Origin of the sequence: Faecalibacterium sp. AF10-46 (assembly GCF_003604105.1) — a bacterium.
GTDB lineage: Bacteria > Bacillota > Clostridia > Oscillospirales > Ruminococcaceae > Faecalibacterium > Faecalibacterium taiwanense.
The window spans coordinates 126,175-151,267 of sequence record NZ_QVGY01000007.1 but is presented as its reverse complement, the minus strand read 5'-3'; the positions used below and the strand labels follow the sequence as shown (position 1 = coordinate 151,267).

General features: G+C 60.7%; 23 protein-coding genes and 2 tRNA genes. 13 read left to right on the top strand and 12 right to left on the bottom strand.

The window, feature by feature from the left end:
* The first annotated feature begins 103 nt into the window (after positions 1-103).
* The 3 genes from rsmA (at position 104) to DWV57_RS09345 (ending at position 1,595) form a co-directional block, all read left to right on the top strand.
* Positions 104-958, top strand: coding sequence for a 16S rRNA (adenine(1518)-N(6)/adenine(1519)-N(6))-dimethyltransferase RsmA (gene rsmA / locus DWV57_RS09355; RefSeq protein WP_097775225.1), 855 nt, complete (start codon positions 104-106; stop codon positions 956-958).
* A gap of 324 nt (positions 959-1,282) precedes the next feature.
* A tRNA-Thr gene (locus DWV57_RS09350) sits at positions 1,283-1,357 on the top strand.
* 153 nt (positions 1,358-1,510) lie between these two features.
* Positions 1,511-1,595: transfer RNA gene (locus DWV57_RS09345), tRNA-Tyr, on the top strand.
* 467 nt (positions 1,596-2,062) lie between these two features.
* Here the strand turns inward: DWV57_RS09345 and DWV57_RS09335 are convergent.
* Positions 2,063-2,932, bottom strand: coding sequence for a patatin family protein (locus DWV57_RS09335; RefSeq protein WP_120020612.1), 870 nt, complete (start codon positions 2,930-2,932; stop codon positions 2,063-2,065).
* A gap of 228 nt (positions 2,933-3,160) precedes the next feature.
* Between DWV57_RS09335 and DWV57_RS09330 the strand changes: the two genes are divergently transcribed.
* Positions 3,161-3,754, top strand: coding sequence for a xanthine phosphoribosyltransferase (locus DWV57_RS09330; RefSeq protein ID WP_120020611.1), 594 nt, complete (start codon positions 3,161-3,163; stop codon positions 3,752-3,754).
* A gap of 57 nt (positions 3,755-3,811) precedes the next feature.
* Here DWV57_RS09330 and DWV57_RS09325 read toward each other — a convergent pair whose 3' ends face one another.
* Positions 3,812-5,701, bottom strand: a complete 1,890-nt coding sequence (locus tag DWV57_RS09325) for a penicillin-binding transpeptidase domain-containing protein (protein ID WP_120020610.1) — start codon at positions 5,699-5,701, stop codon at positions 3,812-3,814.
* A gap of 102 nt (positions 5,702-5,803) precedes the next feature.
* Between DWV57_RS09325 and DWV57_RS09320 the strand changes: the two genes are divergently transcribed.
* The 5 genes from DWV57_RS09320 (at position 5,804) to DWV57_RS09300 (ending at position 12,752) form a co-directional block, all read left to right on the top strand.
* Positions 5,804-6,943 carry a putative peptidoglycan glycosyltransferase FtsW gene (locus DWV57_RS09320; protein WP_097776525.1) on the top strand — a complete coding sequence of 380 codons (1,140 nt, stop codon included), beginning with the start codon at positions 5,804-5,806 and terminating at the stop codon, positions 6,941-6,943.
* Between the two features lie 153 nt (positions 6,944-7,096).
* Positions 7,097-8,401, top strand: coding sequence for a UDP-N-acetylglucosamine 1-carboxyvinyltransferase (locus tag DWV57_RS09315; protein ID WP_120020609.1), 1,305 nt, complete (start codon positions 7,097-7,099; stop codon positions 8,399-8,401).
* A gap of 108 nt (positions 8,402-8,509) precedes the next feature.
* The gene (gene ftsZ / locus DWV57_RS09310) at positions 8,510-9,682 is read left to right on the top strand and encodes a cell division protein FtsZ (protein ID WP_097776527.1); all 1,173 of its coding nucleotides are present in this window, start codon (positions 8,510-8,512) and stop codon (positions 9,680-9,682) included.
* Positions 9,683-9,717: 35 nt separating this feature from the next.
* On the top strand, positions 9,718-10,257 hold the full coding sequence (locus DWV57_RS09305) for a hypothetical protein (protein WP_243112333.1): 540 nt from the start codon (positions 9,718-9,720) through the stop codon (positions 10,255-10,257).
* A 146-nt stretch (positions 10,258-10,403) separates the two neighbouring features.
* Positions 10,404-12,752, top strand: a complete 2,349-nt coding sequence (locus DWV57_RS09300; protein WP_120020607.1) for a diguanylate cyclase — start codon at positions 10,404-10,406, stop codon at positions 12,750-12,752.
* 65 nt (positions 12,753-12,817) lie between these two features.
* Here DWV57_RS09300 and DWV57_RS09295 read toward each other — a convergent pair whose 3' ends face one another.
* The 9 genes from DWV57_RS09295 to DWV57_RS09255 all read right to left on the bottom strand — a co-directional run bounded on the left by DWV57_RS09295 (position 12,818) and on the right by DWV57_RS09255 (position 21,260).
* Positions 12,818-13,399, bottom strand: coding sequence for a hydrolase (locus tag DWV57_RS09295; protein WP_097776530.1), 582 nt, complete (start codon positions 13,397-13,399; stop codon positions 12,818-12,820).
* 2 nt (positions 13,400-13,401) lie between these two features.
* Positions 13,402-13,623, bottom strand: coding sequence for a PC4/YdbC family ssDNA-binding protein (locus DWV57_RS09290; RefSeq protein ID WP_044954026.1), 222 nt, complete (start codon positions 13,621-13,623; stop codon positions 13,402-13,404).
* 96 nt (positions 13,624-13,719) lie between these two features.
* Positions 13,720-14,148, bottom strand: coding sequence for a hypothetical protein (locus tag DWV57_RS09285; RefSeq protein ID WP_243112332.1), 429 nt, complete (start codon positions 14,146-14,148; stop codon positions 13,720-13,722).
* A gap of 82 nt (positions 14,149-14,230) precedes the next feature.
* Positions 14,231-17,035 (bottom strand): SMC family ATPase, encoded by a 2,805-nt coding sequence (locus DWV57_RS09280; protein WP_120020605.1) that lies wholly within the window; start codon positions 17,033-17,035, stop codon positions 14,231-14,233.
* A complete protein-coding gene (locus DWV57_RS09275) occupies positions 17,032-18,174 on the bottom strand; it encodes an exonuclease SbcCD subunit D (RefSeq protein ID WP_120020604.1) in 1,143 nt (380 codons plus the stop codon). The genes DWV57_RS09280 and DWV57_RS09275 overlap by 4 nt, the downstream gene beginning before the upstream one ends.
* A gap of 213 nt (positions 18,175-18,387) precedes the next feature.
* Positions 18,388-18,858, bottom strand: a complete 471-nt coding sequence (locus tag DWV57_RS09270; protein WP_097776534.1) for a peptidoglycan-binding protein — start codon at positions 18,856-18,858, stop codon at positions 18,388-18,390.
* Positions 18,859-18,909: 51 nt separating this feature from the next.
* On the bottom strand, positions 18,910-19,539 hold the full coding sequence (locus DWV57_RS09265) for a stage II sporulation protein R (RefSeq protein WP_243112331.1): 630 nt from the start codon (positions 19,537-19,539) through the stop codon (positions 18,910-18,912).
* Positions 19,540-19,604: 65 nt separating this feature from the next.
* Positions 19,605-20,972 carry a PFL family protein gene (locus tag DWV57_RS09260; protein WP_097775249.1) on the bottom strand — a complete coding sequence of 456 codons (1,368 nt, stop codon included), beginning with the start codon at positions 20,970-20,972 and terminating at the stop codon, positions 19,605-19,607.
* A gap of 18 nt (positions 20,973-20,990) precedes the next feature.
* Positions 20,991-21,260, bottom strand: a complete 270-nt coding sequence (locus DWV57_RS09255) for an ACT domain-containing protein (RefSeq protein WP_005944416.1) — start codon at positions 21,258-21,260, stop codon at positions 20,991-20,993.
* Between the two features lie 232 nt (positions 21,261-21,492).
* Here DWV57_RS09255 and DWV57_RS09245 point away from each other — a divergent pair, with 232 nt between their 5' ends.
* The 4 genes from DWV57_RS09245 to DWV57_RS09230 are packed head-to-tail and all read left to right on the top strand — an operon-like array spanning position 21,493 to position 24,311.
* Positions 21,493-21,972 carry an Lrp/AsnC family transcriptional regulator gene (locus DWV57_RS09245; protein WP_120020603.1) on the top strand — a complete coding sequence of 160 codons (480 nt, stop codon included), beginning with the start codon at positions 21,493-21,495 and terminating at the stop codon, positions 21,970-21,972.
* Positions 21,972-23,156, top strand: coding sequence for an aminotransferase class I/II-fold pyridoxal phosphate-dependent enzyme (locus DWV57_RS09240; RefSeq protein WP_097776537.1), 1,185 nt, complete (start codon positions 21,972-21,974; stop codon positions 23,154-23,156). Before DWV57_RS09245 ends, DWV57_RS09240 begins: the two co-directional genes overlap by 1 nt.
* 10 nt (positions 23,157-23,166) lie before the next feature.
* On the top strand, positions 23,167-24,042 hold the full coding sequence (gene ispE / locus DWV57_RS09235; protein WP_120020602.1) for a 4-(cytidine 5'-diphospho)-2-C-methyl-D-erythritol kinase: 876 nt from the start codon (positions 23,167-23,169) through the stop codon (positions 24,040-24,042).
* Between the two features lie 59 nt (positions 24,043-24,101).
* Positions 24,102-24,311 carry a DUF378 domain-containing protein gene (locus DWV57_RS09230; RefSeq protein WP_243111425.1) on the top strand — a complete coding sequence of 70 codons (210 nt, stop codon included), beginning with the start codon at positions 24,102-24,104 and terminating at the stop codon, positions 24,309-24,311.
* A gap of 60 nt (positions 24,312-24,371) precedes the next feature.
* On the opposite strand, the gene DWV57_RS09225 is transcribed toward DWV57_RS09230, so the two are convergent.
* Positions 24,372-25,019: an AhpC/TSA family protein gene (locus tag DWV57_RS09225; protein WP_044954019.1), complete on the bottom strand. Its 648-nt coding sequence runs from the start codon at positions 25,017-25,019 to the stop codon at positions 24,372-24,374.
* Positions 25,020-25,093 lie beyond the last annotated feature (74 nt).

Below are 25,093 nucleotides of genomic sequence, written 5' to 3'. Positions count from 1 at the left end.
CGCAGGTCTGGCTGGGTTGCCATATTATAATAATATTTCCGCTGAATATGCCCAAAGCGACGCGGAGGGCATTCAAATCGTACTATGAAAAAGGATGGAATCTATGCCCGAACTGACCGACCTCTCGGTGATCCGCGCCCTGTGTGAAAAATACGATTTTGCACTCTCCAAGGGTTTTGGACAGAACTTTATCATCAACCCGGGTCTGCCGCCCAAGATCGTGGATGCCAGCGGCGTGGATAAGCGCTATGGTGTCATTGAGATCGGCCCCGGCATCGGTGTGCTGACTCGGGAACTGGCAAAGCGCGCCGCCAAGGTGGTGTCCATTGAAGTGGACGAACGCCTGCCGCCGCTGCTGGCCGAAACGATGGCCGGAGTGGACAATTTTAAACTGGTATTACAGGATGTACTGAAAGTTGACCTGAAGGCTCTTATTGCGGAAGAGTTCCCCGGTATGCCGGTGGCTGTGTGCGCCAACCTGCCCTACTACATCACCAGTCCCATTGTCATGAAGCTGCTGGGCGACCGCCTGCCCATTGAAAGCCTGACCGTCATGGTACAGAAGGAAGCTGCCGACCGTCTGGCTGCTGCGCCCGGCACCCGTGCATCCAGCGCCATCAGCTGCGCGGTGAGCTACTATGCCACCTCCAAAATGATGTTCACCGCTGCGCCCGGCAGTTTTTACCCGGCCCCCAAGGTGACCAGCGCCGTGGTGCGCATGGAGATCCGTCCGCAGCCCGCTGTGCAGGTGGAGGACGAAGAAGGCTATTTTGCGCTGGTGCGTGCCGCCTTCGGACAGCGCCGCAAAACGGCTGCAAACGCCATTGCCAGCGGTCTGGGGATGTCCAAGGACGCGGTGACAGCCGCCATTGAAGCCGCCGGTTTTGATGCCCGCATCCGCCCGGAAGCCCTCACACTGGAGGATTTTGCAAAGATCCAGCAGGCCCTTGCCCGCTGAAGCAGCCCGCTGCTCAAAAAAGAATACAACAGACTTTGAACCCCACAGGAGCCGTCCGCGGTTCCTGTGGGGTTTTTATGATAATAGAATCGAATGGTTCGATTTTATTATCGATGTATTGCGTTGAAAATTACGGGTATCAAAACGTGATGCAACAGAAAAGAATGCTAAAAGCAGACGAAAGCATGAACTGATGGCAATGGCACCTCATTTGTTAAACGGTATAGTATACTGTTTGGGGAATGGGTTGTTTTTTTGCGCGCCAAGAAGATATTGACAAGCCGCGCGTTTTTTGGTATTCTATCAAAAGACCGCTTGATCCATGCTGGTGTGGCGCAATGGCAGCGCAACTGATTTGTAATCAGTGGGTTGCAGGTTCAACTCCTGTCACCAGCTCCAAAAAGCCGCTCAGGAACGTTGATTTCTGGGCGGCTTTTGCTTTTGTGTTTTTGCTTTCGACACAAAGATCCAAAAATTCCGCAAAAGATGTTGACAAACTACCATCCGGGTGGTAATATATACAGGCAATCCATGGACTGCAAAACTGAATATGGGCGTGTTCCCGAGTGGCCAATGGGGACAGACTGTAAATCTGCTGCTTTCAGCTTCGGTGGTTCGAATCCTCCCGCGCCCACCAAAAAACCTCAACGTATGCCAGTACGCTGAGGTTTTTGTTTTGCGACAAGGCTAAACTTATCGGGCGGGTGGATTCGAACAGCTGCGGCGACGGCGCTGAAGACGGCGCAAAAACAGCCCAGTGGGCTGTTTTTAGCAGCGCGGCTCGCGATATCCACCCGCGCCCACCAAAAAACCTCAACGTATGCAAGTACGCTGAGGTTTTTGTTTTGCGATAAGGCTAAACTCATCGGGCGGGTGGATTCGAACAGCTGCGGCGATGTCGTTGAAGACGGCGCAAAAACAGCCCCGATGGACCGTCAGGTTCACCGGGGCTGCTGCTATACCATGATTTTGTTGACGTTAACATTTTTGTGATGCCGCGAAAACATCACATGTAGACCTTTTGGCTGCGCACCTGCGCTTCGATCAAAAGAGCTGCTTCCCCGTGGGGGCTATGCACATGCAGGATATCTGTTTGTGCCGCCGTTACTCTTCCGCTGCAGCTTTGGATTCGTTCACAAAGGCGGCGATCTTATCCACCTGAATTTCGGCAACGGCACGGCCGGTCTCGTAGACGCGGCGCAGCTGGACCGGATCGCGCTCCATGGAGCCAATCTCCAGCGGGATGGGCGGGCGGATGACGAACGCCTTGCCGGTCTGCTCCAGCATGGCAATGTGATCCAGCGTTTCGTTGTAGCGCTCGTGACGGTCGGCAACGGCTTCCACGAAAGCGGGGTAGCGCAGGTAGCGTGCCCGGATGGCGGGCAGCATCTTGTTCTTCTTTTTCACAAAGCCCTTGGGCTGGGTCAGCACAATGAGGTTGCGTTTGTAGCCGATGGACTCGAAGAACCGCACGGGGATGGAATCGGCAATGCCGCCGTCCAGCAGCTGATAATGGCCGATCTTTACGATCTTGGCCGCCAGCGGCATGGAAGCGGATGCCTGCATCCACTGGATATCCTCGGCATCGCCGGTGCGGCACTTGTGATAGATGGGGTCGCCGGTACGCACATCGGTGCACACCACAAAAAAGTCCATGGGGTTCTCTGCAAATGTCTTTGCGTCGAACACGTCCAGCTTTTCCGGAACGGTGTGGTAGCAGAACTGCTCACTGTACAGGTTGCCAGTGCGCAGCAGGTTGCCAAAGCTTGCGTAGCGCTTATCGTTGCAATACTGGGTGTTGTAGCGGATCACACGGCCGATCTGATGGGACTTGTAGTTGCAGCCGAACACCGCACCGGCCGAAACGCCAATGGCACCATCCAGCACGATGCCATGTTCCATCAATACATCCAGAACACCGGCGGTAAACATGCCGCGCATGGCACCGCCTTCCAGCACAAGACCCGTTTTCATATATGCTCTCCCCTCCTGTGCGCCGGCGCACAGATGCCGGACACACCTTATATTAACTACAGTATACTCGAATCTGTAAAAAGTACAAGAGCGGAAAACCTATAAATTTATCAAGAAAACCTATTGCCAAAGGAAAGAGCATCCGGTATACTAGGTGAAATAAAAAGAGAAATATGCGCTGCAAACGCATGGGCATGGAAAAAATCAGGTTGGAGGAACTGCTGCACTATGAAGATGCTGGAAGATCGTATTCGCAAAGATGGTATCGTACGCGAGGGCAATGTGCTCAAGGTGGATAGCTTTATCAACCACCAGATGGACATTCCGCTGTTCCGGGAGATGGCAAAGGAGTGGAAGCGCCTGTTTGCAGGCAAGCCCATCAACAAGGTGCTCACCATCGAGGCCAGCGGCATTGGCATTGCAGCCATCGTGGCCAGCGAGTTCAACGTGCCGGTGGTATTTGCCAAAAAGTCCATGAGCATCAATCTGGACTACAACAACTACGAGACCAAGATCCAGTCCTTCACCCACAAAAAGATCTACAATGTGATCGTCTCCAAAAAGTTCCTCACGGCAGAGGATCATGTGCTGATCATTGACGATTTCCTTGCCAACGGCTGCGCCCTGATGGGCCTGCTGGATCTGGCCCAGGAGGCCGGTGCCACAGTGGAGGGCATCGGCATTGCCGTGGAAAAGGGCTTCCAGCAGGGCGGCGAGCTGATCCGCAGCAAGGGCATCCAGCTGGAGAGCCTTGCCATTGTGGAGTCCATGAACAGCGAGACCGGCGAGATCGTTTTCCGCGAGCAGCCGCAGCAGAATTAAACAAAAAACATTGCAGCCCCGGGAAAGTCGGAAGACCTTTCCGGGGCCGTTTTTTGCTTACGCCCCGTCAAAGCTGTCACCGTCGGCGGGCAGGTCGGCAGCGGTCTGGGCGGGATCGGGATCGGTTTCCGGTTCCACAGCGCGGGGCACGCCCTTGTACACCAGCGTCTGTTCCAGCACCTCGGCGCACACCGGGGCTGAAAGGCTGCCGCCGGCAGTCGTCCAGCTGTGGGGTTCGTCCAAGCACACCAGACACAAAAACTGCGGGTCGTCGATGGGAGCCACGGCCACAAAGCTGGCAATACGGGCTTTTTCGTCGGCGCTGTCCAGCTTCTGGCTGGTGCCGCTCTTGCCGCCCACCCGGTAGCCTTGGATGCGGGCATTGCGCCCGCCGCCGTAGAGCACAACGGCTTCCATCATCTCACGCATGGTTTCAGAAGTTTCCGGTTTGATCACCTGCCGCCTGCACACCGGCTCTGTGTGCTGCAGAATGCTGCCGTCCGGGTTCAGGATATCGCTGACAAGATAAGGCTGCATCAGCCTGCCGCCGTTCACCACAGCGCACACGGCTGCGGCCATTTCCATATAGGAGATCTTGCTGCTCTGGCCGAAGGCGCAGGAGGCCAGCTCCACCGGCCCCATGCGGTCGGCGGTGTAGTACAGGCTCTTTTTGGGTTCGGCGGGCAGATCGACCCTGGTTGGCTCCCGCAGGCCGAAAGCGGCAAAGTAATCGCAGAAGGCTTCCTTGCCCAGCCGCGCGCCGATCTGGATAAAGCTCTGGTTGCAGGAATTTTCCAGCGCCTGGGTCACGGTCTGGCTGCCGTGGCGCTTGTGGTTGGCGCAGTGAAACCGTGTGCCCGCCACCGAGATGGACTCGCCGCAGTAAAAGGTGGAGTTTTTGCTCACAACCCCGGCATCCAGCGCGGCGGCGCAGGTGATAAGCTTGAACACGCTGCCCGGCTCGTACAGGTCGCTGACAGCCTTGTTGCGCCACTGGGTCTGCTGGGCCAGCTGCAGGGCGGCAGCGCGCTCGCTGCCGGTAAGGGCATCCACAGCCTTGCGGGCGGCTGCATCGTAGACCACGCGCGGCTGGTTCGGGTCGTAGGCGGGCGTGGTGGACATGGCCAGCACGGCCCCGGTGTTCACGTCCATCACGATGCCCACGGCGCGCGCCGCCACATGATGCTCCTTGACCGCATAATCCAGCGCATTTTCAAGGTAATGCTGGATGTTGGTATCGACAGTCAGCCGCAGGCCGCTGCCTTCCAAGGGCACTTTTTCGGTCTCGTAGCTCTGCTCCAGTGTGTAGCCCCAAGCGTTGACGGCGGTGAGCACCACACCATTCTGCCCGGTGAGCACATCGTTATATTTCAGCTCCAGCCCGTTCACACCGGCGTTGTCTACATTGGTAAAGCCCAGCACGCTGGCCAGAAATTCCCCCTCCGGGTACCAGCGCTTGGAGTCCTGATTGATGCGGATGCCGGTGATGCCGTTCGCTTCACAAAAATCCCGCACGCGGTCGGCGGTGTCGCGCTCCACGCGGTAGCGCAAAAGGCAGTCGTTGGAGGTGCGGTCACTGAATTTTTCCAGCAGCTTCGCTTCGTCCAGCTCCAATATTTCCGCAAGGCCCTGCGCGGCAAGGCTGAGCTTTTCCTCCGGCATCTCGCGCGGGGAGGCCCGCAATGTCCAGCAGCTGCTGTTGGCGGCAAGCAGTACACCGTCGGCGCTGTAGATACGGCCCCGGTCGGCAGGCACCACAGTATCGCGCAATTGCTGGCCGAGGGCGCGGTTCGTATACCAGCCGCCCGCAAACAGCTGCAGATACGCCAGCCGCGCGGCCAGCCCCGCAAAGCAGACGCAGCACATCAACGCGGCCACCAGCCGTGCCCGGGCACGGAATGCCCGTTCCGGCAGGGTGCGCAAGGGGCGCGGCTCCGGTTTTGGCATGGCAGGCACCTCCTTCTCTGGGCAAGTGTATGCGCCGGTGTGCCGGGGATATGACTAACCGACACCGCCGCCGCGTACAATAAAGGAACGGAGGTGATACGGATGCACAAAGCTGCTGCCCATGCAAAGCGCGGTCTGCCGCTGCGGCATCTGCCGGCCATGGACCTGCCGTTTCTGATGCTGGTGCTCACGCTGGTGGGCTTTGGCCTTGTAATGCTGGGCAGTGCCAGCAGTGCAGTGGCGCTGTACCGGCGGGGCGATGCTTTTGCCTACCTGCGGCCGCAGCTGCTGTATGCTGCGCTGGGCATCGGGGCCATGTGGGTGGCAAGCCGGGTGGACTACCATATTTACCACAAGCTGGCATGGCCGCTGCTGGCGCTTTCAATGGTGTTGCTGACGGCGGTGCTGTTCATGCCGGAGTACAACGGCTGCAAGCGCTGGCTGGTGCTGCCGGGCCTGGGTACACTGCAGCCCAGTGAGATCGCCAAATTTGCGGTGGTGCTGGTGTTTGCGCATATCATTGCACTCAACCACGACCGCATGGGCAGCTTTGCGGTGGGGGTGCTGCCCTTTGCACTGGTGCTGGGAGCGGTGGCGGTGCTCATGCTGCTGGAACCGCACCTCTCCGGCACAGTGCTCATTTTGGGCATCGGCGCGGTGCTCATGTTCGTGGGCGGCACCGGCCTCAAGTGGTTCGTGCTGGCCGGGGCGGGCGGTGCAGCGGCCATTGGAGCTGCCATCATCATTATGCCGGACCTTGTGCCCTACGCGGCCAGCCGTCTCAGCTCATGGCTGGATCCCTTTGCCGATCCGCTGGGCGACGGCCACCAGACCATCCAGAGCCTGTATGCCATCGGCTCCGGGGGCGCGGCGGGCCTTGGCCTTGGCAGCAGCCGCCAGAAGCACCTGTTCGTGCCCGAACCGCAGAACGACTTCATCTTTTCCATCCTGTGCGAGGAGCTTGGCTTTGTGGGAGCCTGCGCGGTGATCCTGCTGTTTGCACTGCTGCTGTGGCGAGGCATCACGCTGGCGGCGCATGCACCGGATCGGTTCGGTGCGCTGCTGGTAGTGGGCTTTGTGGTCCAGGTGGCCCTGCAGGCAGTGCTGAATATGGCGGTAGTCACCAACACCATCCCCAATACCGGCATCAGCCTGCCGTTTTTTTCCTCCGGCGGCACCAGTCTGATGATGCTGCTGGGCGAAATGGGCATCGTGCTGTCGGTGTCCCGCGGGGAGACATAAAACCGGGCGTTCCCTGCCATAAAACGACAGCATCCTCTGCCGGTTCAGCTACAAATGACCGGACAAACAAATGGCACAACTGCAGACAAAATAAACAAAAAGCCTTCGCGCCGCATAGCATGAGGTATCTTTTGCGGAACGGGGGCTTTTTGCATGGGCGGAGATCTTATCATCACAGGCGGCATGCCGCTGAACGGCACAGTGCACATCCCGGCAGCCAAAAACAGCGTGCTGCCGCTGCTGGCAGCGGCCCTTTTGTGCAATGGCACGGTGCGTTTTCTGCAGGTGCCGCATCTTGCGGATGTGGACACCAGCGTGGAGCTTTTGCAGGGTGCGGGCTGCACGGCCCGCTGGCAGGGCAGCGACATCACGGTGCAGGGCGTGCCTTCCACCTGCCGCCTTGTGCCGGAAGCCGCCGCGCGGATGCGGGCATCCATTTTGTTCTGCGCACCGCTTCTGGCGCGGCTTGGCCGGGTGGAAACGGTGCTGCCCGGCGGGTGCCGCATTGGTGCAAGGCCGGTGGACCTGCACCTTTCCGGCCTTGCGCAGATGGGCGTGCACTGCCGGGAGGAGGGGGCAAGGCTGATCCTGACAGCGCCTGCCGGGCTGTACGGTGCGGACATCACACTTGGGTTTCCCAGCGTGGGCGCTACCGAGACACTGCTCCTGGCAGCAGCTGCGGCGCAGGGCGAGACGGTCCTGCGCGGGGCCGCGCGAGAACCGGAGATCAGCGATCTGGCAGCATTCCTGAACCGGTGCGGCGGCTGTGTGCAGGGCGCGGGCACCAGCACCATCCGGGTGCAGGGCAGACGAATGCTGTATAGCTGCAGCTTTGCGCCCATGGCCGACCGCATCGTGGCATCCACCCTTGCCTGTGCCTGCGCGGCGGCAGGAGGCCGGGTGGAACTGACCGGCTGCAGGCCGGAGACCTATGCACCGCTGCTGGAAATTCTGGCACAAATGGGCTGCAGGGTAGAAACAGGGCCGGAAAGTGCGGTCATTACCCGGCTGGGCGCGCTGCACGGCGCGGGCAGAGTGTTCACCGGGGTATACCCGGCACTGGCAACGGACGCAGCGCCGCTGCTTGCCGCTGCCATGCTTGCCGCCGACAGCGCCAGCAGCATCGAGGACGTGGTGTTTGAGCGGAGATTCGGCTGTGCAGAGGGTTTTGCGGCTTTTGGGGCCGCTGTGCAGGTGCAGGGACGCACACTGGACATCCGACCGGTGCGGCAGCTGCAGGGCGCGTGTGCACGGGCTGCGGACCTGCGCGGAGGCGCGGCACTGGTGGTGGCCGCGCTGGCGGCAAGGGGACGGAGCCGCATTACCGAAACCGGTTATATCGACCGCGGATATGCCGGTTTTGCACAGATGCTGGCGGAACTTGGTGCCCAAATTGAGCGGGAAATGCCGCGGGAAAGCGCCAGCGAGAAAAAAACACCTTCAAAAAAGCAAAATTGACTTGCATTCAGGGCAAAAAGATGATACGATACAGTTATATAAGTGTAAGCAGATAATTTCTGTGCGCTATGCGCAGTTTTACGATAAAATCCGATGGAGGACAAAGTTATGGCACTCATGCTCGATGAAGAAATGGACGAAAATGTTACGACGATCAAGGTGATCGGCGTGGGCGGCGGCGGCGGCAACGCTGTCAACCGCATGGTCAGCGACGGCCTGCAGGGCGTCGAATTTATCGCAATGAACACCGATCAGCAGGCTCTGGCCAAGAACCACGCTGCCACCAAGGTGCAGCTGGGTTCCAAGCTGACCAAGGGCCGCGGTGCCGGTGCAGACCCCGAGATCGGCCAGCGCGCCGCTGAAGAGAGCAAGGACGAGATCGCAAATGCGCTCAAGGGTTCCCAGATGGTGTTTATCACTGCCGGCATGGGCGGCGGCACCGGCACCGGTGCAGCACCCGTTGTGGCCGAGGTCGCCCATGATCTGGGCATTCTGACCGTTGGCATCGTCACCAAGCCCTTCTCCTTTGAGGGCAAGCGCAAGATGGGCCTGGCAGAGCAGGGCATTGCAAACCTGCTCATGCATGTGGACAGTCTGATCGTCATTCCCAATGAGCGCTTGAAGATGATCAGTCAGGAAAAGATCACCCTGATGAATGCCTTCCAGGCAGCCGATAACGTGCTGCGTCAGGGCGTTGAGTCCATTTCCGCTCTGATCAATGTGCCCGCCTTCATCAACCTGGACTTTGCCGACGTGCGCTCCATCATGAAGGATGCCGGCTACGCACACATGGGCGTGGGCAGTGCCAAGGGCGCAGGCAAGGCCGAGAACGCCGCAAAGGCTGCTATTTCTTCTCCGCTGCTGGAGACCAGCATTGCCGGTGCACACGGCGTGATCATCAACATCACTTCCAGCCCGGACATCGGTCTGGAGGATGTGGAGACCGCAGCAGGTCTCATTACCCAGAGCGCACATCCCGATGCAAACATCATCTGGGGTACTGCATTCGACGAGAACCTCTCGGACGAGATGCGTGTGACTGTGGTTGCTACCGGTTTTGACAACAAGAGCGCAAGCGACCTGCGCAGCAGCATCAGCAATGCAATGGGCGGCGCACAGTCCACTCCGTCTGCTGTGTTCAGCAGCGAGACTGCAAGCCCGGCAGCTTCTGCCGCAGGCGGCGCTGCACCGGCACCCACTGCTGCAAAGCCCGTGGAAGAGGACAACAGCGATAATGGCTATTACGACCAGCTGATGGCCATGCTGAACAAGCGCAGATAAAAAGCTGGCCGTCATAAGCAGATCAGGCGTATCGGATGGATCGGAGGGACACCATGGCGCAGGGCAGGCAGCAGAACAATGGTTCGCGGCAGCGCTGTGCCCAGTCTGCCGCGGCAAAGGCTCCGGCAGAGCCGCCCAAGGCGGTGTGTGCCCAGCTGGAGCAGATGAACCGAAAGCTGGCAGCGGCCAGTGCGGAAATTTTGCGCTATCAGACCCGTCTGTTTGCCTGTGAACGGCAGATGGCCGCGCTGCGGCAGGAAAATGCCCAGCTGGAAGCGGCCTGTGAGCAGGCGCGGCAGGAGGCTGAGTGCGCGGGCGCTCATGCAGAGCAGCTGCGTCAGGAGCTGGCCCGCCATGCCGAAGCTGTGCGGCCTGTGCCGGTTGCGGCACATACGTCCCCACAGCCGGAACCATCGGCAGCGCAGAGTCCGCGGCCGGAGCCGGAGGCCGAACAGCCTCCACAGCCCGGGCCGGAGACTCCGCAGCCTGCTCAGCCGGACTGGAAGCCCCAGACCAGATTGGAGCACCTCTCGGTGGAGCTGATGAACTGGTTCGACGATATGATGGGCGCATGACAGAAAGCTGGATGATCTGCAAAAAGCAGATATGAGTGAAATGAAAAGCTGCTGCAAAGCGCAAAGCTGTTGCAGCAGCTTTTTTGTGGTCCGGTAGGAAACGGAAGACCCTGCGGCCGGAAGTACAGGAGCGAGGAGCGGTTAAGATGGAACCAAAACAGAAAATACTGATCGTGGATGACTCGGAGATCAACCGCGCCATGCTCAAGGAGATTTTGGGTGAGGGCTACGAATATCTGGAAGCCGAGAACGGCCTGCGCGCGATCGAAATTCTGCGCAGACGCACCGATATCGCGCTGGTGCTGCTGGACCTGATCATGCCGGAAATGGACGGCTTTGATGTGCTGCGGGTGATGCAGTGCTATGCATGGCAGGAGGAAATCCCGGTCATTGTGATCAGCGCGGCAGAGGACACCCGAAGCGTCGAGCGCGCCTATGATATGGGCGTGGCCGATTACATCCGCCGCCCGTTCGAGCGGGTCATGGTGCTGCGCCGGGTGAAGAATGCGCTCATGCTTTACGCAAAGCAGAAGCGCCTTACCCGCCTTGTGACCGATCAGGTGTACGAAAAAGAGCACAACAGTGTGCTGATGATCAACATTCTGAGCCATGTGGTGGAGTTCCGCAACAGCGAGAGCGGCCAGCATGTGCTGCACATCCGCACCCTGACCGACCTGCTCCTGCATCAGCTGGTGCAGAAGACTGACCGTTACCAGCTGGATGAGAGTGATATCTCGCTGATCAGCACAGCGTCGGCGCTGCACGATATCGGCAAAATCATGATCCCGGAAGAAATCCTGAACAAGCCCGGCCGCCTGACCGAGGAAGAGTACGCTACCATCAAGACCCACACCACCGAGGGCTCCAGGATCCTGAAGGGGCTTGCCATCGGGCAGGACGAACCGCTGGTAAAGGTGGCACACGCCATCTGCCGCTGGCATCACGAGCGGTGGGACGGCGGCGGCTACCCGGACAGGCTCAAGGGCGACGAGATCCCCATTGCAGCACAGGTGGTGGCACTGGCCGATGTGTACGACGCACTGACCAGCGAGCGCTGCTATAAGCAGGCATACAGCCACGAAAAGGCCGTTGACATGATCCTGCACGGCGAGTGCGGCAGCTTCAATCCGCTGCTGATGGAGTGCCTGAAAGAATCCTCGGAGCTGCTGCGCACAGAGCTGCAGCGCTCGGAGTATGACCGCGGTTTCCGCCACGAGACCCGCCGCCTTTCGGAGGAGATCCTGCACCGCGAAGCTCTGCCCCGTGAGGATCGTGCCCAGCGCCTGCTGGATCTGGAACGGGAGCGCACCGCTTTTTATGCCGAGCAGCGCGGCGGTATCCAGTTCGATTACGATATCCTCAGCGGCAGCGTGACCGTGGTGAACCGCTACGAGGACCCGGTCAACCGAACCCAGAAGCTGGACTTTGATAAGGGCATGGGCCTGACATTCCTCTCCGGCAAGGACCGCCGCAAGCTGCTGGATGCCATTGCAGCCGCAACGCCGGAAGAGCCGGATGCCGCATTCCCGGTGCTGATCGCGGTGGATCAGGAATACCGGCTGCACCGGCTGGTGATGCACACCATGTGGAGCCGCGCCGGTGTGCGCCACTGCGTAAGCGTGGTGGGCCAGATCACAGATGACCATGCCCGCCTGCAGGAGCTGATGCTGGGCAATGTGAACAGCGACCAGCCGGAAGCACTGCTGGAATGCCTGAAGGGCATTTTTGACATTGTGCGTCTGGTGGACCCGGAAAGCACCAAGGTGCTGAGCCTGGGCAAGGATGGCCGGCTGACCGAAATGCCCGGCACCTGCCACATGGTGTGGAACAAATCGGGCCGGTGCGAAAACTGCATTTCCAGTAAGGCCCTTGCCCGCAAGGAATCCCTGAACAAGATCGAGTTCAAGGACGAGCAGGCTTATTTTGTCATGGCAAAGTATGTGGAAGTGGGCGGACGCGGCTGCGTGCTGGAAATGGTGTCCAAGCTTTCGGACGGACGCTGGCTGGATATGGGCGGCCGCCGGATGCTGCTGGACCGCGGCTCCAACTTTGACCGCAGCGCCTTTGTGGATTCGCTGACCGGGGCATACTCCCGCCAGTACTTCGAGTGCTTCCTTGCGGAGAGCGAACAGGTGGAAGGCGTAGTGATGATCGACGTGGATCACTTCAAGGAGGTCAACGACCGGTTCGGCCATCTGGTGGGCGATAAGGCCCTGCAGAGCGTGGCACAGTCCATCCTGAGCAACCTGCGCCAGACCGATGTGCTGGTGCGCTATGGCGGCGATGAATTCCTGCTGCTGGTGCCGCACATCCGGCCCGGGGAACATGTGATACAGCGCGTGCGGGAGGCTGCGGCCAATGCCAGAGTGGAAGGCTACCCGGAGCTGGAGCTTTCGGCCAGTGTTGGCGGTGTGTGCGGTGTGCATCCGCTCACCGAGGCCATCCGTCAGGCAGATGAAAAAATGTACCAGAACAAGGCCGAGCGCAAAAATTAAACAAAACAAAGCCCGGACAGGCTGCAGTGTCGCACTGCTGTGCCTGTCCGGGTATTTTTGTTTTTTCAGCGCACAGCGCTGGTGCGGTGCTCCATCAGATAGGTGGCTTCCAGATCAGCGATGTGCAGCTTGACGGCAAGGGGATACTTGTCGTAGGCTTCCGAGATGGCAAAGCAGCCGCCCCGGGCCGCATCGTCAAAGCCGCCCATGTGCCAGCGGATGGCAACGGCTTCCTCGATGTGCAGCTTCATGAACCGCTCGATGAGGAATACGCTCTTTTCGCCGTGGCCGTAGGGGAACAGATCTTCCACGCTGTAGCTGGGCACCTTTTCCCACTGGCCAGTCGCTTCGTTTTTCACGTTGCGGGTGCCGGGCTTGTAGTAGTTGGCCTTGCACAGATCGTGCAGCAGTGCACAGATGGCAAAGGTCTCCTCGCTGTCGCCCTCGGCAAAAAAGGTGTCGTGCAGCGCATGGTAGACGTTCAGGCTGTGCATACACAGCCCGCCCTCACACGCACCGTGGAACCGGGTGGAGGCCGGTGCCGTAAAGAAATCGGTCTTATGGTCCAGCCAGTCCAGCAGTTTTTCGCTGCCGGGGCGGGTGATGTGCTGCTGCCAGATCTGCAAAAACTCTTCGCGGCCGCCCATGCTTACAGCTCCAGATCGTCCAGAAGGCCCTTGAGGATGGCCATTTCGTCGTGGCTCAGGGAAATGCCCTTGCCCATGCGGGTGCCGTCCGGGGACCAGTCGCGGATGTCGTACTTGGGTTCGCCGTCGTTCCAGCTGATGAGGTTCAGCTGACGCTCCCAGCCACGGGGGCGCTCCGAGAGCACTGCAATGCGCTGAACAACTTCATATTTGATCTCTGCCATGATGCAAAACCTGCCTTTATCTTTGTTTGCTACCATAATAAGGGAAGCGGACGCAGATTTCAACAGGTAGAGCAAAAATAATTTGAAAAATTTTTGTTAGCCGTAAGGTGCATCCTCACGCCAGTCCACAAGGCTCAGCACCTGAGAAGCATCCTCGTCCGGGGCCGGATGGCAGGAATGGGTGTGTTGGTCGGTGCTGAACAGTCCGGGTGCATAGTGGGCCATCACGCTGGTCTGCACATCCCCGGCCAAAAATTCCCGGGCGTTCTTCTGGTAACAGGTGGCCGGGGTGCCGTTGGTCATGGGCACACCCTGCGGGGCGCTGTTTGTGTCCGGGTGCGGGGTCTGGCCTGGTGTTTCGATCTGCGGCGGCACCTGTGTGCCGGGGGCAGCGGGGTCGCCGGGCAGCAGGGGATCCGGCTCCCTGCCTAGCGGCGGGCTGCAGCGGGTGCAGCTGTTTTCCGGTGCGGCGGCAGTGCCGGACTGGTGTTCCAGCTCGTGGCGGATAAAGGGCGTCAAGCTCATTGGAAAATCACCTCCGCCCATAGGATGCCCCGAAAAGACGCAACTTATAAAGAGGCATTGCCGCCGCCCAGGTTAGCAGCCATTACACGATCAGTTCTACGGTAGAGCCGCCGGTGCGGGCTTTGCGCACCACCACCTGCCGGTCGATGCGGTCTTTCAGGGCACCTACGTGGGAGATGATGCCCACCAGCCGGTCGCCCTCGGTCAGCCCAGCAAGTACGCGCATGGCCTGTTCCAGCGATTCGTCATCCAGACTGCCGAAGCCCTCGTCGAGGAAGAGCGTGTCCAGACGGATGCCGCCTGCCGCGCTCTGTACTTCGTCCGAAAGGCCCAGTGCCAGCGCCAGCGATGCCTTGAAGCTTTCGCCGCCGGAAAGGGTCTTGACGCTGCGGCGGGTGCCGTTGTAGTGGTCGATGATGCCAAGGTCCAGCCCGGACTGGCTGCGCTGGTTCTCTGCCCCAATGCGCTCCAGCTCGTACTGCCCGGCGGTCATCTGCATCAGGCGGGTGTTGGCGTGGCGCAGGATGCGGTCAAGGTAGTTCATCTGGATGTAGGCTTCCAATTTGATCTTCTGTTTGCTGGTCAAGGTGCCGCCCGCCGTGGCGGCAAGGGCACTCACCCACTGCCAGCGCTGTTCAAGCTGAGTGCGCGCTTCGGCAGCGGTGCGGTATTTTTCAGCGGCTGCACGGTTGGGCAGCCGCTGTGCGGCCAGCTGCTGGGCCTGCTCCCGCAGGGCAGTGCGGGCGGCGGCAAGGCGGGCCTGTTCTGCCTGTAAAAATTCCAGCGGCTGGGCAGGCCCGGCGGTTTCGGCAGTGGCTTGCTGGGTATGCAGGGCATCCACAGCGGCTTTGGCAGCGGCATAGGCCTGCTCCGCCCGCTTGAGGACGGCCTGAGCCCGCTCCATGCCGGTGCGCAGGGCGGTGCGGCTGGCTTCCAATGCATCCAGCGCGGTCTGTGCCTCGGCCCGCTGCGGATAGGGCAGGGCTGCACGAGCGGCAGCGGCCTGCTGTTCCAGCGCATCGGCGCTGGCATTCTGCGCGGCGGCGGTGCTGTCAGCTTCAGCGGCGGCCTGTTCCAGTGCCGGGCGCTGGCGGCTTTTTGCCTGACGGTCGGCCTCCAATGCGGTGCGGCGGGCGCAGTCTGCTTCGGCCTGCCGAAGCGCGGCGACACACTCGGCCTGTGCTGCGTGCAGGGCACAGGCTTCTTCCGTCAGGACAGCGTTCATCCCCTTGAAGGTCAGCTGTACCGTCCCATCCGGGGAAGTGAAGCGCTCGGGCAATAGGCTCTCAGCATCCCGGCGCAGGGAGCGGCGGGCTTCGTCGGCTGCGGCAAGGGCGCTCTGTGCGGCAGTGCTGGCAGTCTGGGCCAGTGCATCGGCCTTTTCGGCTTCCTGCTTGGCGGCATCCACCTGCGCCTGCGTGGGGGCTGTGTGGGGCAGTTGGGCCTTTGCCGGGTGGTGGACGCTGCCGCACACGGGGCAGGGTTCACCCTCGGCCAGCGCCTGCGCCAGCAGTCCGGCCTGTGCGTCCAGAAAGGCTTTGTCCAGCGCATCCCGCCGGGCATGGGCCTGCTCCTTGGCTTCGGCGGCAGTGCGGTAGGCATCCTGCGCACGGTGAGCCTTTTGTGCCTGCTGCTGGCAGGCGGCAAGCCGCTGGTTCAGGGTAGTAAGGGCGGTGCGGCGCTGGGCCAGCTCCTTTTCCCTGTTCTGCAAGGCCAGCAGCCGGGTGGGAGCATCTTCCAGCGCGGTCAGCTCCTTTTCAGCAGCGGCCAGCGCTGTGTCCAGTGCGGCCAGCTGGGTACGTTTCGCTTTGGCCTTGGCAGCGGCCAGCTGGGCAGCATCCCGCGCGGCCTGCTGCTGATGGCACAGGGCATCCAGCTCGTCATAGGCAGCAAGGGCCGTCTGTGCCTGCGTCACCTGTCCGGCAAGAACATCCAGCTGAGCGGCATCGCTTGCGTGGCGGGCGCTCTCGGCACGGGCAGCTTCCAGCACAGGCAGGGCAGCGGTAAGCTCTGCCTGCTTTGTGGCCAGCTGTGCGGCCAGCTGTCGGGCCTGCTGGGCAGCACCCAGCTGACGTTGTACTTCGTCCAGCTTGGCTTCGGTGTCCTTGAGGGCAGCAGCAACGGTCTCCTGCGCGGCCTGCTGGCGGGCCAGCAGATCTTCCAGCAGGGCAAGGGCCGTCTCCGGCTCGGTCTGGGCGTTCAGTGCGGCAAGGGCATCGGCATCCGGGTCGTCGGGAGAAAACCGGATGCCGGAGAGCAGACTGTCCAGCTTTGCATTCTGGGTGGTGCGCTGCTGGCTGAGGGCGGCGCTTTCGGCCTGCAGGCGCTCCTGCAGGCGGGCATAGCGCTGGGTGCGGAACAGCTTGCGGAAAATGCGGCTGCGCTCCTCGGTGGAAGCGTTGAGCAGCTTTGTGAACTGACCCTGCGCGATCATGGCGATCTGGCAGAACTGGCTGTAGTCCAGCCCGATGATCTCCTGCACGGCGGCAGTCACATCCTTGGCTTTGGTCACCGGCGGACGGCCATCGGAATAGGTGAGGGTGGCATCCGCTTTCTCGGTGGTCATGCCCTCGCCGCGGTTTTTGGGGCGCTGATACTCCGGGTTGCGGTGCACGGTATAGCGCTGGCCGTTCACCTCAAATTCCAGCTCCACAAAGGTGGGTATTCTGGGGTCGGCATACTTGCAGCGCAGCATGGTACCCTCGCGCACACCGCCGCTGGAATGGTCGTACAGCGCATATGTAATGGCATCGAACAGGGTGGTCTTGCCTGCGCCGGTATCGCCGGTGACAAGGTACAGACCGCCTTTTCCCAGTTTTTCCAGTTCCAGAACCGTCTCGGCGGCATAGGGGCCAAAGGCCGAAAGAGTGAGCTTCAGCGGTCTCATGCGTCCTCGCCCTCCTTCCAGATCTCCTCAATGAGCTGCTGGCAGAATGCCGCCTGCTCCGCCGTCAGCGGCTGATTGTTCTGCAGCTGGTAGAACGTCGAGAAGTGCTCCAGCGGGGTGATGCTCTCTGCGCGCTCCGGTGCGGTGATCTCCTGATCTTCCCGGGTGCGGAGGTTATCGTAGTCCAGCCGCATCAGGTTGGGGTAGATCACCCGCAGGCGGGCCAGCGCGTCCGGCACGTCCTGCTCATCGGTCAGGGTAATGTGCAGGTAGTCGTCCACCGCAGTGCCGTCGTAATTGCGGCGGTCGGTCAGCTCCATGTAGCTGCCGCGCACTTCCCGCAGGTCGTGCTTCGGGGTAAGCGGCGCGGTGGTGATGGAAACTTCGCCCTTGAGGCCGAACTCCACAAAGGTGGCGCTCTTGTGCTGGCCTGCTTCCGAAAAGGAGTATTTCAGCGGGGTGCCGCAATAGCGCACGGCATCGCGGCCCACCTTCTGGGGGCTGTGCAGGTGGCCCAGCGCCACGTAGTCAAAGGCATCGAACAGGCTGGCATCCACGCTGTCCACACCGCCCACCGAGACTTCCTCGCTCTCACAGCAGGCGGCACCGGCTGCGAACTGGTGGGCCACCAGCACGCTGCGGTGGGCCGGGTCCAGCGGGCAGTGGCGCAGCACGCAGGCAAGGGCATCGTTGTAGCTCTCCACAGGCTCGTCCGGCCAGACATGCCGCACCATGGCGGGCTTGAGGAAGGGCAGAAGGTACACGTCCAGCGTGCCGTACTCGTCGGTGAGGGGGATGGACACCGGCGCACCGGAGAACACCGGGCTGACGTAGACCCGGCTGTTTTGCAGCAGGGCAGAGCCGAAGGCGATGCGGTCGGCGGAGTCGTGGTTGCCGCTGATGGCGAACACCGGCAGCTGCCGCTCAGCCAGCTGGGTGAGGAACCAGTCCAGCAGGCGCACGGCTTCGGCAGGGGGAACGGGCTTATCGTAGAGGTCGCCCGCCAGCAGCACACCGTCCACGGGCGTTTTATCCAGCAGGGAAAGGATCTGTTCCAGAATGTACCGCTGGTCGTCCAGCATGGAGAACTCGCACACCCGCTTGCCCAGATGCAGGTCAGAAAGATGCAGAAAACGCAAACGGAAACACCGCCTTTTCAGAGTTTTCTTTATTATACAGCAGGGCGGGGGTGGGGGCAAGGAAAACTCCCCCAGTCATCGCTGCGCGATGCCAGCCCCCTCGGGGATGGGGCCTTTGGCAGTGCGGAAAAGCTTCCGGTTTTGCCAGAGGCTCCCTCTTTGAGGGAGCTGGCACGGCGCAAGCCGTGACTGAAGGAGTTCGCTTCCCTTAAATCAGAACATCTTCTCCCATGTTCCTTCGCCGACCACGCCGTCGGCGGTAAGGCCGTTGCGGCGCTGGAACCGCTGCACAGCCGCTGCCGTTGCCGCGCCGAACCTGCCGTCGGCGTTCAGCCGTTCACCCAGCGAATTGAGCTTCTGCTGCACCAGACGCACCGTGCCGCCGGAAGAGCCGCTGCGCAGGGCAATGCCGGGGTAGGGCACATGCAGGCCGTGCTTGGCCGTGTAGCGGGTGTAGAGCACGTTCCATGTGTTCGCGCCCACCTTGCCGTCCACATTCATCTTGTTTTTGAGTTGGAACTCCTTCACGGCGTTCTCGGTGGAAATGCCGAATTTTCCATCGGCCTTCAGCTCGCTGTACCATGTGCAGGCGTCGCGCACACCGTTGAGCCAGGTCTGCACAAGAGCTACGTCCGGCCCGGAGGAGCCGCGCTGGAGCAGGGAATAATAAGCAGGGATCGCCATAATGATCACACGCTCCTTTCGCCCTATGCTATGCGGCAAAAGCGCCGGGCGTTACCCAAGCAGCACCACGTCCTCCCGGCGGGCGGTGCGCTGCTGCACCCACTCCACCACTTTGAAGCGCAGGATGTACTCCCCGCAGACCAGGTCGTTTTCGGCAGGCTGGGCGTAACTGCCGCAGGCAGAGCGGCACAGGCCCGGGTAGAGCACGCACCACCAGTTGCGGCCTTTTCCGGCACCGAGATCGATGCGCAAAGCGTCGTACCGCCCGGCGGGAAGAGTGCCCGAAGCGTAGCGCCGGGTGGCAAAGTACATATTTACCAGCTGCACCCGCACCGGTGTGCGGATGCCCAGCTGTGCCAGCGCGTGCCGGGCTGTGAGCTGCAGCTCAAATAGATGCTGTGCCGCCCAGGCGATCGCTTCCGGTTTGCTCTGTGCCGGGCAGGCGGTGTCCAGATAGGCAAGCACGGCATCCCGCACATGGAGCTTTGCGCTCTGGCTGGCAATGGAATCGCTCTCAGCCCGGATGTGCAGGCGCAGGGTGTCGGCGCACACCAGCGCCCCGGTGTCCAGCTGGGTGCGGCCCCATGCAAATGCCTGCCATGCGCCACACAGAGCAAGGGCGAGAAACAGGCCAAGGCAGAGCAGAGCCATCTGAGCGCGTGTAAGCATTCTGGATAACATAAAAACAGACCCTTCTTCTGGAAATGTTATCCAGAGGATGGGCCTGTTGGAGTAGATTTATTCTCTTAGTTCTTCAGCGACTGCATGGGGGCAGGCAGGCGGCCGCCGCGGTTGATGAACACGGACGGGTCGTGCTGGTTCACGGCCATGATGGGGCCATAGCCCAGCAGACCGCCAAAGTCCAGCACCTCGCCAGCCTTGCGGCCAATGGCAGGGATCACGCGCACGGCGGTGGTCTTGCTGTTCACCATGCCAATGGCAGCTTCGTCAGCGATCAGGGCGCTGATGACAGCCGGGGTGGTGTCGCCAGGGATGATGACCATATCGATGCCCACCGAGCAGACGGCGGTCATGGCTTCCAGCTTTTCAATGGTCAGGCATCCGGTCTCGGCGGCGTGGATCATGCCGGCATCCTCGCTGACCGGGATGAAGGCACCGGACAGACCGCCCACATGGTTGGAGGCCATCACGCCGCCCTTTTTCACGGCATCGTTCAGCAGGGCGAGGCAGGCGGTGGTACCGCAGCAGCCGCAGGTCTCAAGGCCCATCTCTTCCAGAATGTTGGCCACACTGTCGCCGATGGCGGGGGTAGGTGCCAGCGAAAGATCGATGATGCCGGCGGGCACACCCAGTGCCTGAGAAGCCAGATTGGCCACCAGCTGGCCCACGCGGGTGATCTTGAAGGCGGTGCGCTTGACCAGCTCTGCCACCTCGTCGATGGGGGCATCCTTGGGCAGGCGGGCCAGTGCAGCGCGCACAGCGCCGGGGCCGGAAACGCCCACGTGGATCTCACAGTCCGGCTCGCCGGGGCCGTGGAATGCACCGGCCATGAAGGGGTTGTCCTCCGGTGCGTTGCAGAACACCACCAGCTTTGCGGCACCGATGCACTGACGATCAGCCGTCAGCTCACTGGCCTTCTTGACGGCCTCGCCCATGAGCTTGACAGCATCCATATTCAGTCCTGCCTTGGTGGCACCGATGTTCACCGAGCTGCACACGATGTCGGTCTCGGCCAGTGCGCGGGGAATGGACTCGATCAGGCGGCGGTCACCGGCAGAAAAGCCCTTGTGCACCAGAGCACTGTAGCCGCCCACAAAGTTTACACCCACCTTTTTACCGGCGGCATCCAGGGTCTTTGCAAAGTCCACGGGGTCGGCATCCGGGCAGGCACCCAGCAGCATGGCGATGGGTGTAACACTGATGCGTTTGTTGATGATGGGAATACCGTACTCGGCACTGATATGCTCCACCGTGGGCACAAGGTTTGCGGCCTTGGTGGTGATCTTGTTATAGATGTTCTCGCACGCCTTCTTCGGGTCCGGGTCGATGCAGTCCAGCAGGCTGATGCCCATGGTGACGGTGCGCACGTCCAGATTGTCCTGAGTGAACATCTCGATGGTCTCGAGGATGTCACCGGTATTAAACATACTCATAGCTGTGTACTCCCTCCATCAGATGGTGTGCATGGCATCAAAAACTTCCTGACGGGTCACGTTGATCTGCATCCCCATCTCGGCGGCCAGTGCGTCGGTGCGCTTGTGCAGCTCTTCGTGGCTCACATTGCAGTTGCTGATATCCACCAGCATGATCATGGCGAACATGCCCTGCAGGATGCTCTGGGTCACGTCCTCGATATTGATGTTCAGTTCGGTGCACAGACCAGCGACCTTGGCAACAACGCCCACGGTATCGTGACCAATGACGGTAATGAATGCTTTCATCGTTTCCACCCTCGTTTTCCTTTTGATGAACGGTGCCGCAAGCGTTCCGGCACACTCTTACCATTCCAGTATAGCAGATTTGGCAAAATTTGAACACACTTTTTGTAAAAAAGAACAGACACGAAGGGAAAAAGACATTCTATCCCAAAAACCGGGTGCAATCTTTTACAGCTTGTGCTATACTTATAGATAATTTATTTCCCGATTATGGGCTGAGAAGGAGCAAAATACTATGGAACAGCTTTTGAAGATCCTGGAAGACAATGCGCGGCTGCCCATTGAGGACATCGCCACGATGCTGAATAAATCCCCCGCCGAGGTGGCGGCAATGATCGATCTGGCCCGGGCGCAGGGCATCATCAAGGGCTACAAGACCCTTGTGGATTGGGAAAAGGCCGGTGTGAACCGTGTGGAGGCCGTCATCGCGCTGAACGTCAGCCCCAAGAAGAGCCGCGGCTTTGACGAGATCGCAGCCACCATTGCCGCCTTTGACGAGGTGGAGAGCGTGCTGCTGATGAGCGGCGGCTACGACCTGCAGCTGGTCATCAAGGGCCAGACCTTCCAGGAGATCGCCCTGTTCGTGGCAAAGCGCCTTTCTCCGCTGGACGATGTGCTGTCCACCGCTACCCATTTTGTGCTGCGCACCTATAAAAAGGAGGGCCGCCTGTATCAGGACGAAGAAATCGATGAAAGAGAGTGCACGGTGCTGTGATGGACTACGATAAACTGATCGCGCCTGCCGCTGAGGCCATGCGCCCCTCCGGCATCCGCAAATTTTTCGATCTGGCTGCCGAAATGCCCGAGTGCATCAGTCTGGGCGTGGGCGAGCCGGACTTTAAAACGCCATGGGCCGTGCGCGAAGCCGGCATTGAGAGTCTGGAGCATGGCCGCACCCGCTACACCTCCAACGCAGGCCTGAAGGAGCTGCGCGCCGAGGTGGCAAAGTATCTGGAGCGCCGCATGGGCCTGCACTACGACCCGCTGCACGAGGTGCTCATCACGGTGGGCGGCAGCGAAGCCATTGATATGTGCATCCGCACGCTGGTGCAGCCCGGGGACGAGGTCATCATCCCGGAGCCCTGCTTTGTGTGCTACGAGCCCATCACCACCCTGTCCGGCGGTGTGCCGGTGCATGTGGCCTGCCGTCAGGAGGACGAATTTCGCCTGCGTGCCGATGCCCTGAAGGCTGCTATCACCCCCCGCACCAAGCTGCTCATCATGCCGTTCCCCAACAACCCCACCGGTGCGGTGATGGAGCGCGAGGATCTGGAAGCCGTTGCAGAGGTGCTGCGCGGCACCAACATCATGGTGCTCTCGGATGAGATCTACGCCGAGCTGAACTATGGCCTGCGGCCTCATGTTTCCATTGCCACCCTGCCCGGCATGGCCGAGCGCACCATCGTGGTGAACGGCTTCTCCAAGACTTACGCCATGACCGGTTGGCGTCTGGGCTATGCCTGCGGCCCGGCACCCATCATCCGGATCATGACCAAGATCCACCAGAGCGCCATCATGAGCGCCCCCACCACCAGCCAGTACGCCGCCATCACTGCTCTGAAGGAGTGCGACGGCGAGATCGACCGCATGCGCGACGAGTACAATATGCGCCGCCGCCTTGTGGTGAAGTCCTTTAACGATATGGGCCTGACCTGCTTTGAGCCGCGCGGTGCGTTCTACGCCTTCCCCTGCATCAAGAGCACGGGCATGAGCAGTCAGGATTTCTGCACGAAGCTGCTGGAACAGAAGCATGTGGCCATCATCCCCGGCGACGCCTTTGGCGCTTCCGGCGAAGGCTACGCCCGCATTTCCTACGCCTACAGCGTGGAGCATCTGAAGGAAGCGCTCCGGCGCATCCGGGAATTCCTGCAGGAAAACGGCATCTATCACGGAATCTGAGGAGGAACAAATGGCAAGGTTCAACTGCGTGACCGTTCTGGCCCCCGCAAAGCTCAATCTGGCGCTGGATGTGGTGGGCCTTCTGCCGGGCGGCTACCATGATCTGGACATGACCATGCAGGCTATCACCCTCTACGAGCGGGTGGTGCTGCGCCGCAGTCCCTATCTGGACCTGCGGCTGCCGGGCAGTCTGGTGGCCCCCAACGACAAAAACACTGCCATCAAGGCAGCGCTGGCCTTTTTTGACTACACCGGCCTTCTGGCGGGGGTGGACATCACCATCTATAAGAATACCCCGGTGCGGGCAGGTATGGCAGGCGGCAGCGCCGATGCCGCCGCTGTGCTGGTGGGCATGAACGAGCTGTACGGTGCGCACCTTTCCATGAGTGAGCTGTGTGCACTGGGCGCAAAGATCGGTGCGGACGTGCCCTTTGCCCTGATGGGCGGCACCTGCCGGGTGCAGGGTGTGGGCGATTTTCTCAAGGCGCTGCCGCCGGTGCCGGAGTGCTGGTTCACGGTGGTGATGCCGGACTACGGCGTTTCCACCCCGGAAGCCTTTGCAGCTTACGATAAGGTGGGCAGCAGCATCCACCCGGACTGCGGAGCGCAGGAAGCCGCTATCCGTGCCGGAGATCTGGATGCCCTTTGTGCCGCTGCCGGCAATGCGCTGGAAGAGTGCAGTGGGGCAAAGGATACCGGGGCCATCAAGACCCTGCTGCGGGAGCATGGTGCTGTCACCGCCCTGATGACCGGCAGCGGTGCGGCGGTGTTCGGCGTATTCCGGGACGAAGGGGCCGCACGGGCTGCTGCACAGGCCGCAAAGCGGCGCTGGAAGCAGGTGTACGTGGCGCAGCCTGACCGCGGCGGCGCACGGGTGAGCCGATAAAAATGCATAGACCTCCTTCCCACGGGGCATACTGCCCGCAAGGGAAGGAGGTCTTTTTTGTGCAGACCTTTTATAAAATCTGCCTGATCCTGTTGATCGTGGGCGGCATCAACTGGGGCCTTGTGGGGCTGTTCCAGTTCGATTTTGTGGGCTGGCTGCTGGGCGGCAGCGCGTCCATCTGGTCCCGCATCGTGTTCACGCTGGTGGGCATCGCAGCCCTGTGCGGCATCCCGGGGCTGTTTTCGGACGATAGTTCCTCTGAAAGCTGAAAAATCATGCAAAAACAAAAGCACTTGCAAAACCAATTGCAGGTGCTTTTGCTTGTTGACTCAATTACTGCTTCCGTCAAGATCATCCCAGCCTACCAGATCCGGCAGGGTGAGCGTCTCGTCGGAGCAGTGGGGGTGTGCACGCCGCTGGTCCTCGGCCATGGTGCGCACCACCTCGCGGGTGATCTCACGGATGGCGGCGCAGTCCTCCGGCAGGTCGGTCTGGCTGCGGCCGGAATGGGTAAACAGGATCTTACCCATGTGGCCCACCACCAGCGTCAGCGGCAGCTGCTGCGGAGCATTGCTGTTGTAGCGGTAGCCCTGCTCTTTGGCCGCTTTGTAGATGCGCTGGGCCGCAAAGCTCCAGCTCAGGATGCCGCGGGCCTGTTCTACGCCAAGGTAGCCGTACAGCACCCCCGGCGCGTCGCAGATGAGGGTGAAGGGAAACTCGGCCCCCTGCGTGGCCTTTGCCACCATGCGGGGCGAGGAACGCACCACGCAGGCCAGCCGCACGCCGCGCAGTCTGGGTAGGGTTTGCAGGTAGCGGGTCAGGTATTCCCGGGTGACAGGGTGGTCAAAGGCAGGCAGGAAGATCATGACAAGAGGGTGCTCCCCTTCGCACAGCTTGTAAAAATCATTGCCCGGTGTGGTGGGGGTATCAAAGGTGAAACGGGGGATGGAGGTGCCAACCAGATGTTCTGACTTCATGCCGCAATGCACATCCTTTCCATATTCAGGGAAATAAAAAAATCCACACACTGTCTCTGTTTTTGCAGAGGACA

Bases quoted from the DNA above. Each gene is read 5' to 3' on its own strand.
- DWV57_RS09290 (WP_044954026.1), bottom strand. From the start codon at position 13,623: ATGGCAGAGATCAAATATGAAGTTGTTCAGCGCATTGCAGTGCTCTCG.
- DWV57_RS09305 (WP_243112333.1), top strand. From the start codon at position 9,718: ATGGATCGGAGGGACACCATGGCGCAGGGCAGGCAGCAGAACAATGGT.
- DWV57_RS09245 (WP_120020603.1), top strand. From the start codon at position 21,493: ATGGAACAGCTTTTGAAGATCCTGGAAGACAATGCGCGGCTGCCCATT.
- DWV57_RS09320 (WP_097776525.1), top strand. From the start codon at position 5,804: ATGCACAAAGCTGCTGCCCATGCAAAGCGCGGTCTGCCGCTGCGGCAT.
- rsmA (WP_097775225.1), top strand. From the start codon at position 104: ATGCCCGAACTGACCGACCTCTCGGTGATCCGCGCCCTGTGTGAAAAA.
- DWV57_RS09240 (WP_097776537.1), top strand. From the start codon at position 21,972: ATGGACTACGATAAACTGATCGCGCCTGCCGCTGAGGCCATGCGCCCC.
- DWV57_RS09270 (WP_097776534.1), bottom strand. From the start codon at position 18,858: ATGGCGATCCCTGCTTATTATTCCCTGCTCCAGCGCGGCTCCTCCGGG.
- DWV57_RS09295 (WP_097776530.1), bottom strand. From the start codon at position 13,399: ATGGGCGGCCGCGAAGAGTTTTTGCAGATCTGGCAGCAGCACATCACC.
- DWV57_RS09325 (WP_120020610.1), bottom strand. From the start codon at position 5,701: ATGCCAAAACCGGAGCCGCGCCCCTTGCGCACCCTGCCGGAACGGGCA.
- DWV57_RS09315 (WP_120020609.1), top strand. From the start codon at position 7,097: ATGGGCGGAGATCTTATCATCACAGGCGGCATGCCGCTGAACGGCACA.
- DWV57_RS09300 (WP_120020607.1), top strand. From the start codon at position 10,404: ATGGAACCAAAACAGAAAATACTGATCGTGGATGACTCGGAGATCAAC.
- DWV57_RS09335 (WP_120020612.1), bottom strand. From the start codon at position 2,932: ATGAAAACGGGTCTTGTGCTGGAAGGCGGTGCCATGCGCGGCATGTTT.
- ftsZ (WP_097776527.1), top strand. From the start codon at position 8,510: ATGGCACTCATGCTCGATGAAGAAATGGACGAAAATGTTACGACGATC.
- DWV57_RS09225 (WP_044954019.1), bottom strand. From the start codon at position 25,019: ATGAAGTCAGAACATCTGGTTGGCACCTCCATCCCCCGTTTCACCTTT.
- DWV57_RS09265 (WP_243112331.1), bottom strand. From the start codon at position 19,539: ATGTTATCCAGAATGCTTACACGCGCTCAGATGGCTCTGCTCTGCCTT.
- DWV57_RS09260 (WP_097775249.1), bottom strand. From the start codon at position 20,972: ATGAGTATGTTTAATACCGGTGACATCCTCGAGACCATCGAGATGTTC.
- DWV57_RS09330 (WP_120020611.1), top strand. From the start codon at position 3,161: ATGAAGATGCTGGAAGATCGTATTCGCAAAGATGGTATCGTACGCGAG.
- ispE (WP_120020602.1), top strand. From the start codon at position 23,167: ATGGCAAGGTTCAACTGCGTGACCGTTCTGGCCCCCGCAAAGCTCAAT.
- DWV57_RS09280 (WP_120020605.1), bottom strand. From the start codon at position 17,035: ATGAGACCGCTGAAGCTCACTCTTTCGGCCTTTGGCCCCTATGCCGCC.
- DWV57_RS09255 (WP_005944416.1), bottom strand. From the start codon at position 21,260: ATGAAAGCATTCATTACCGTCATTGGTCACGATACCGTGGGCGTTGTT.
- DWV57_RS09285 (WP_243112332.1), bottom strand. From the start codon at position 14,148: ATGAGCTTGACGCCCTTTATCCGCCACGAGCTGGAACACCAGTCCGGC.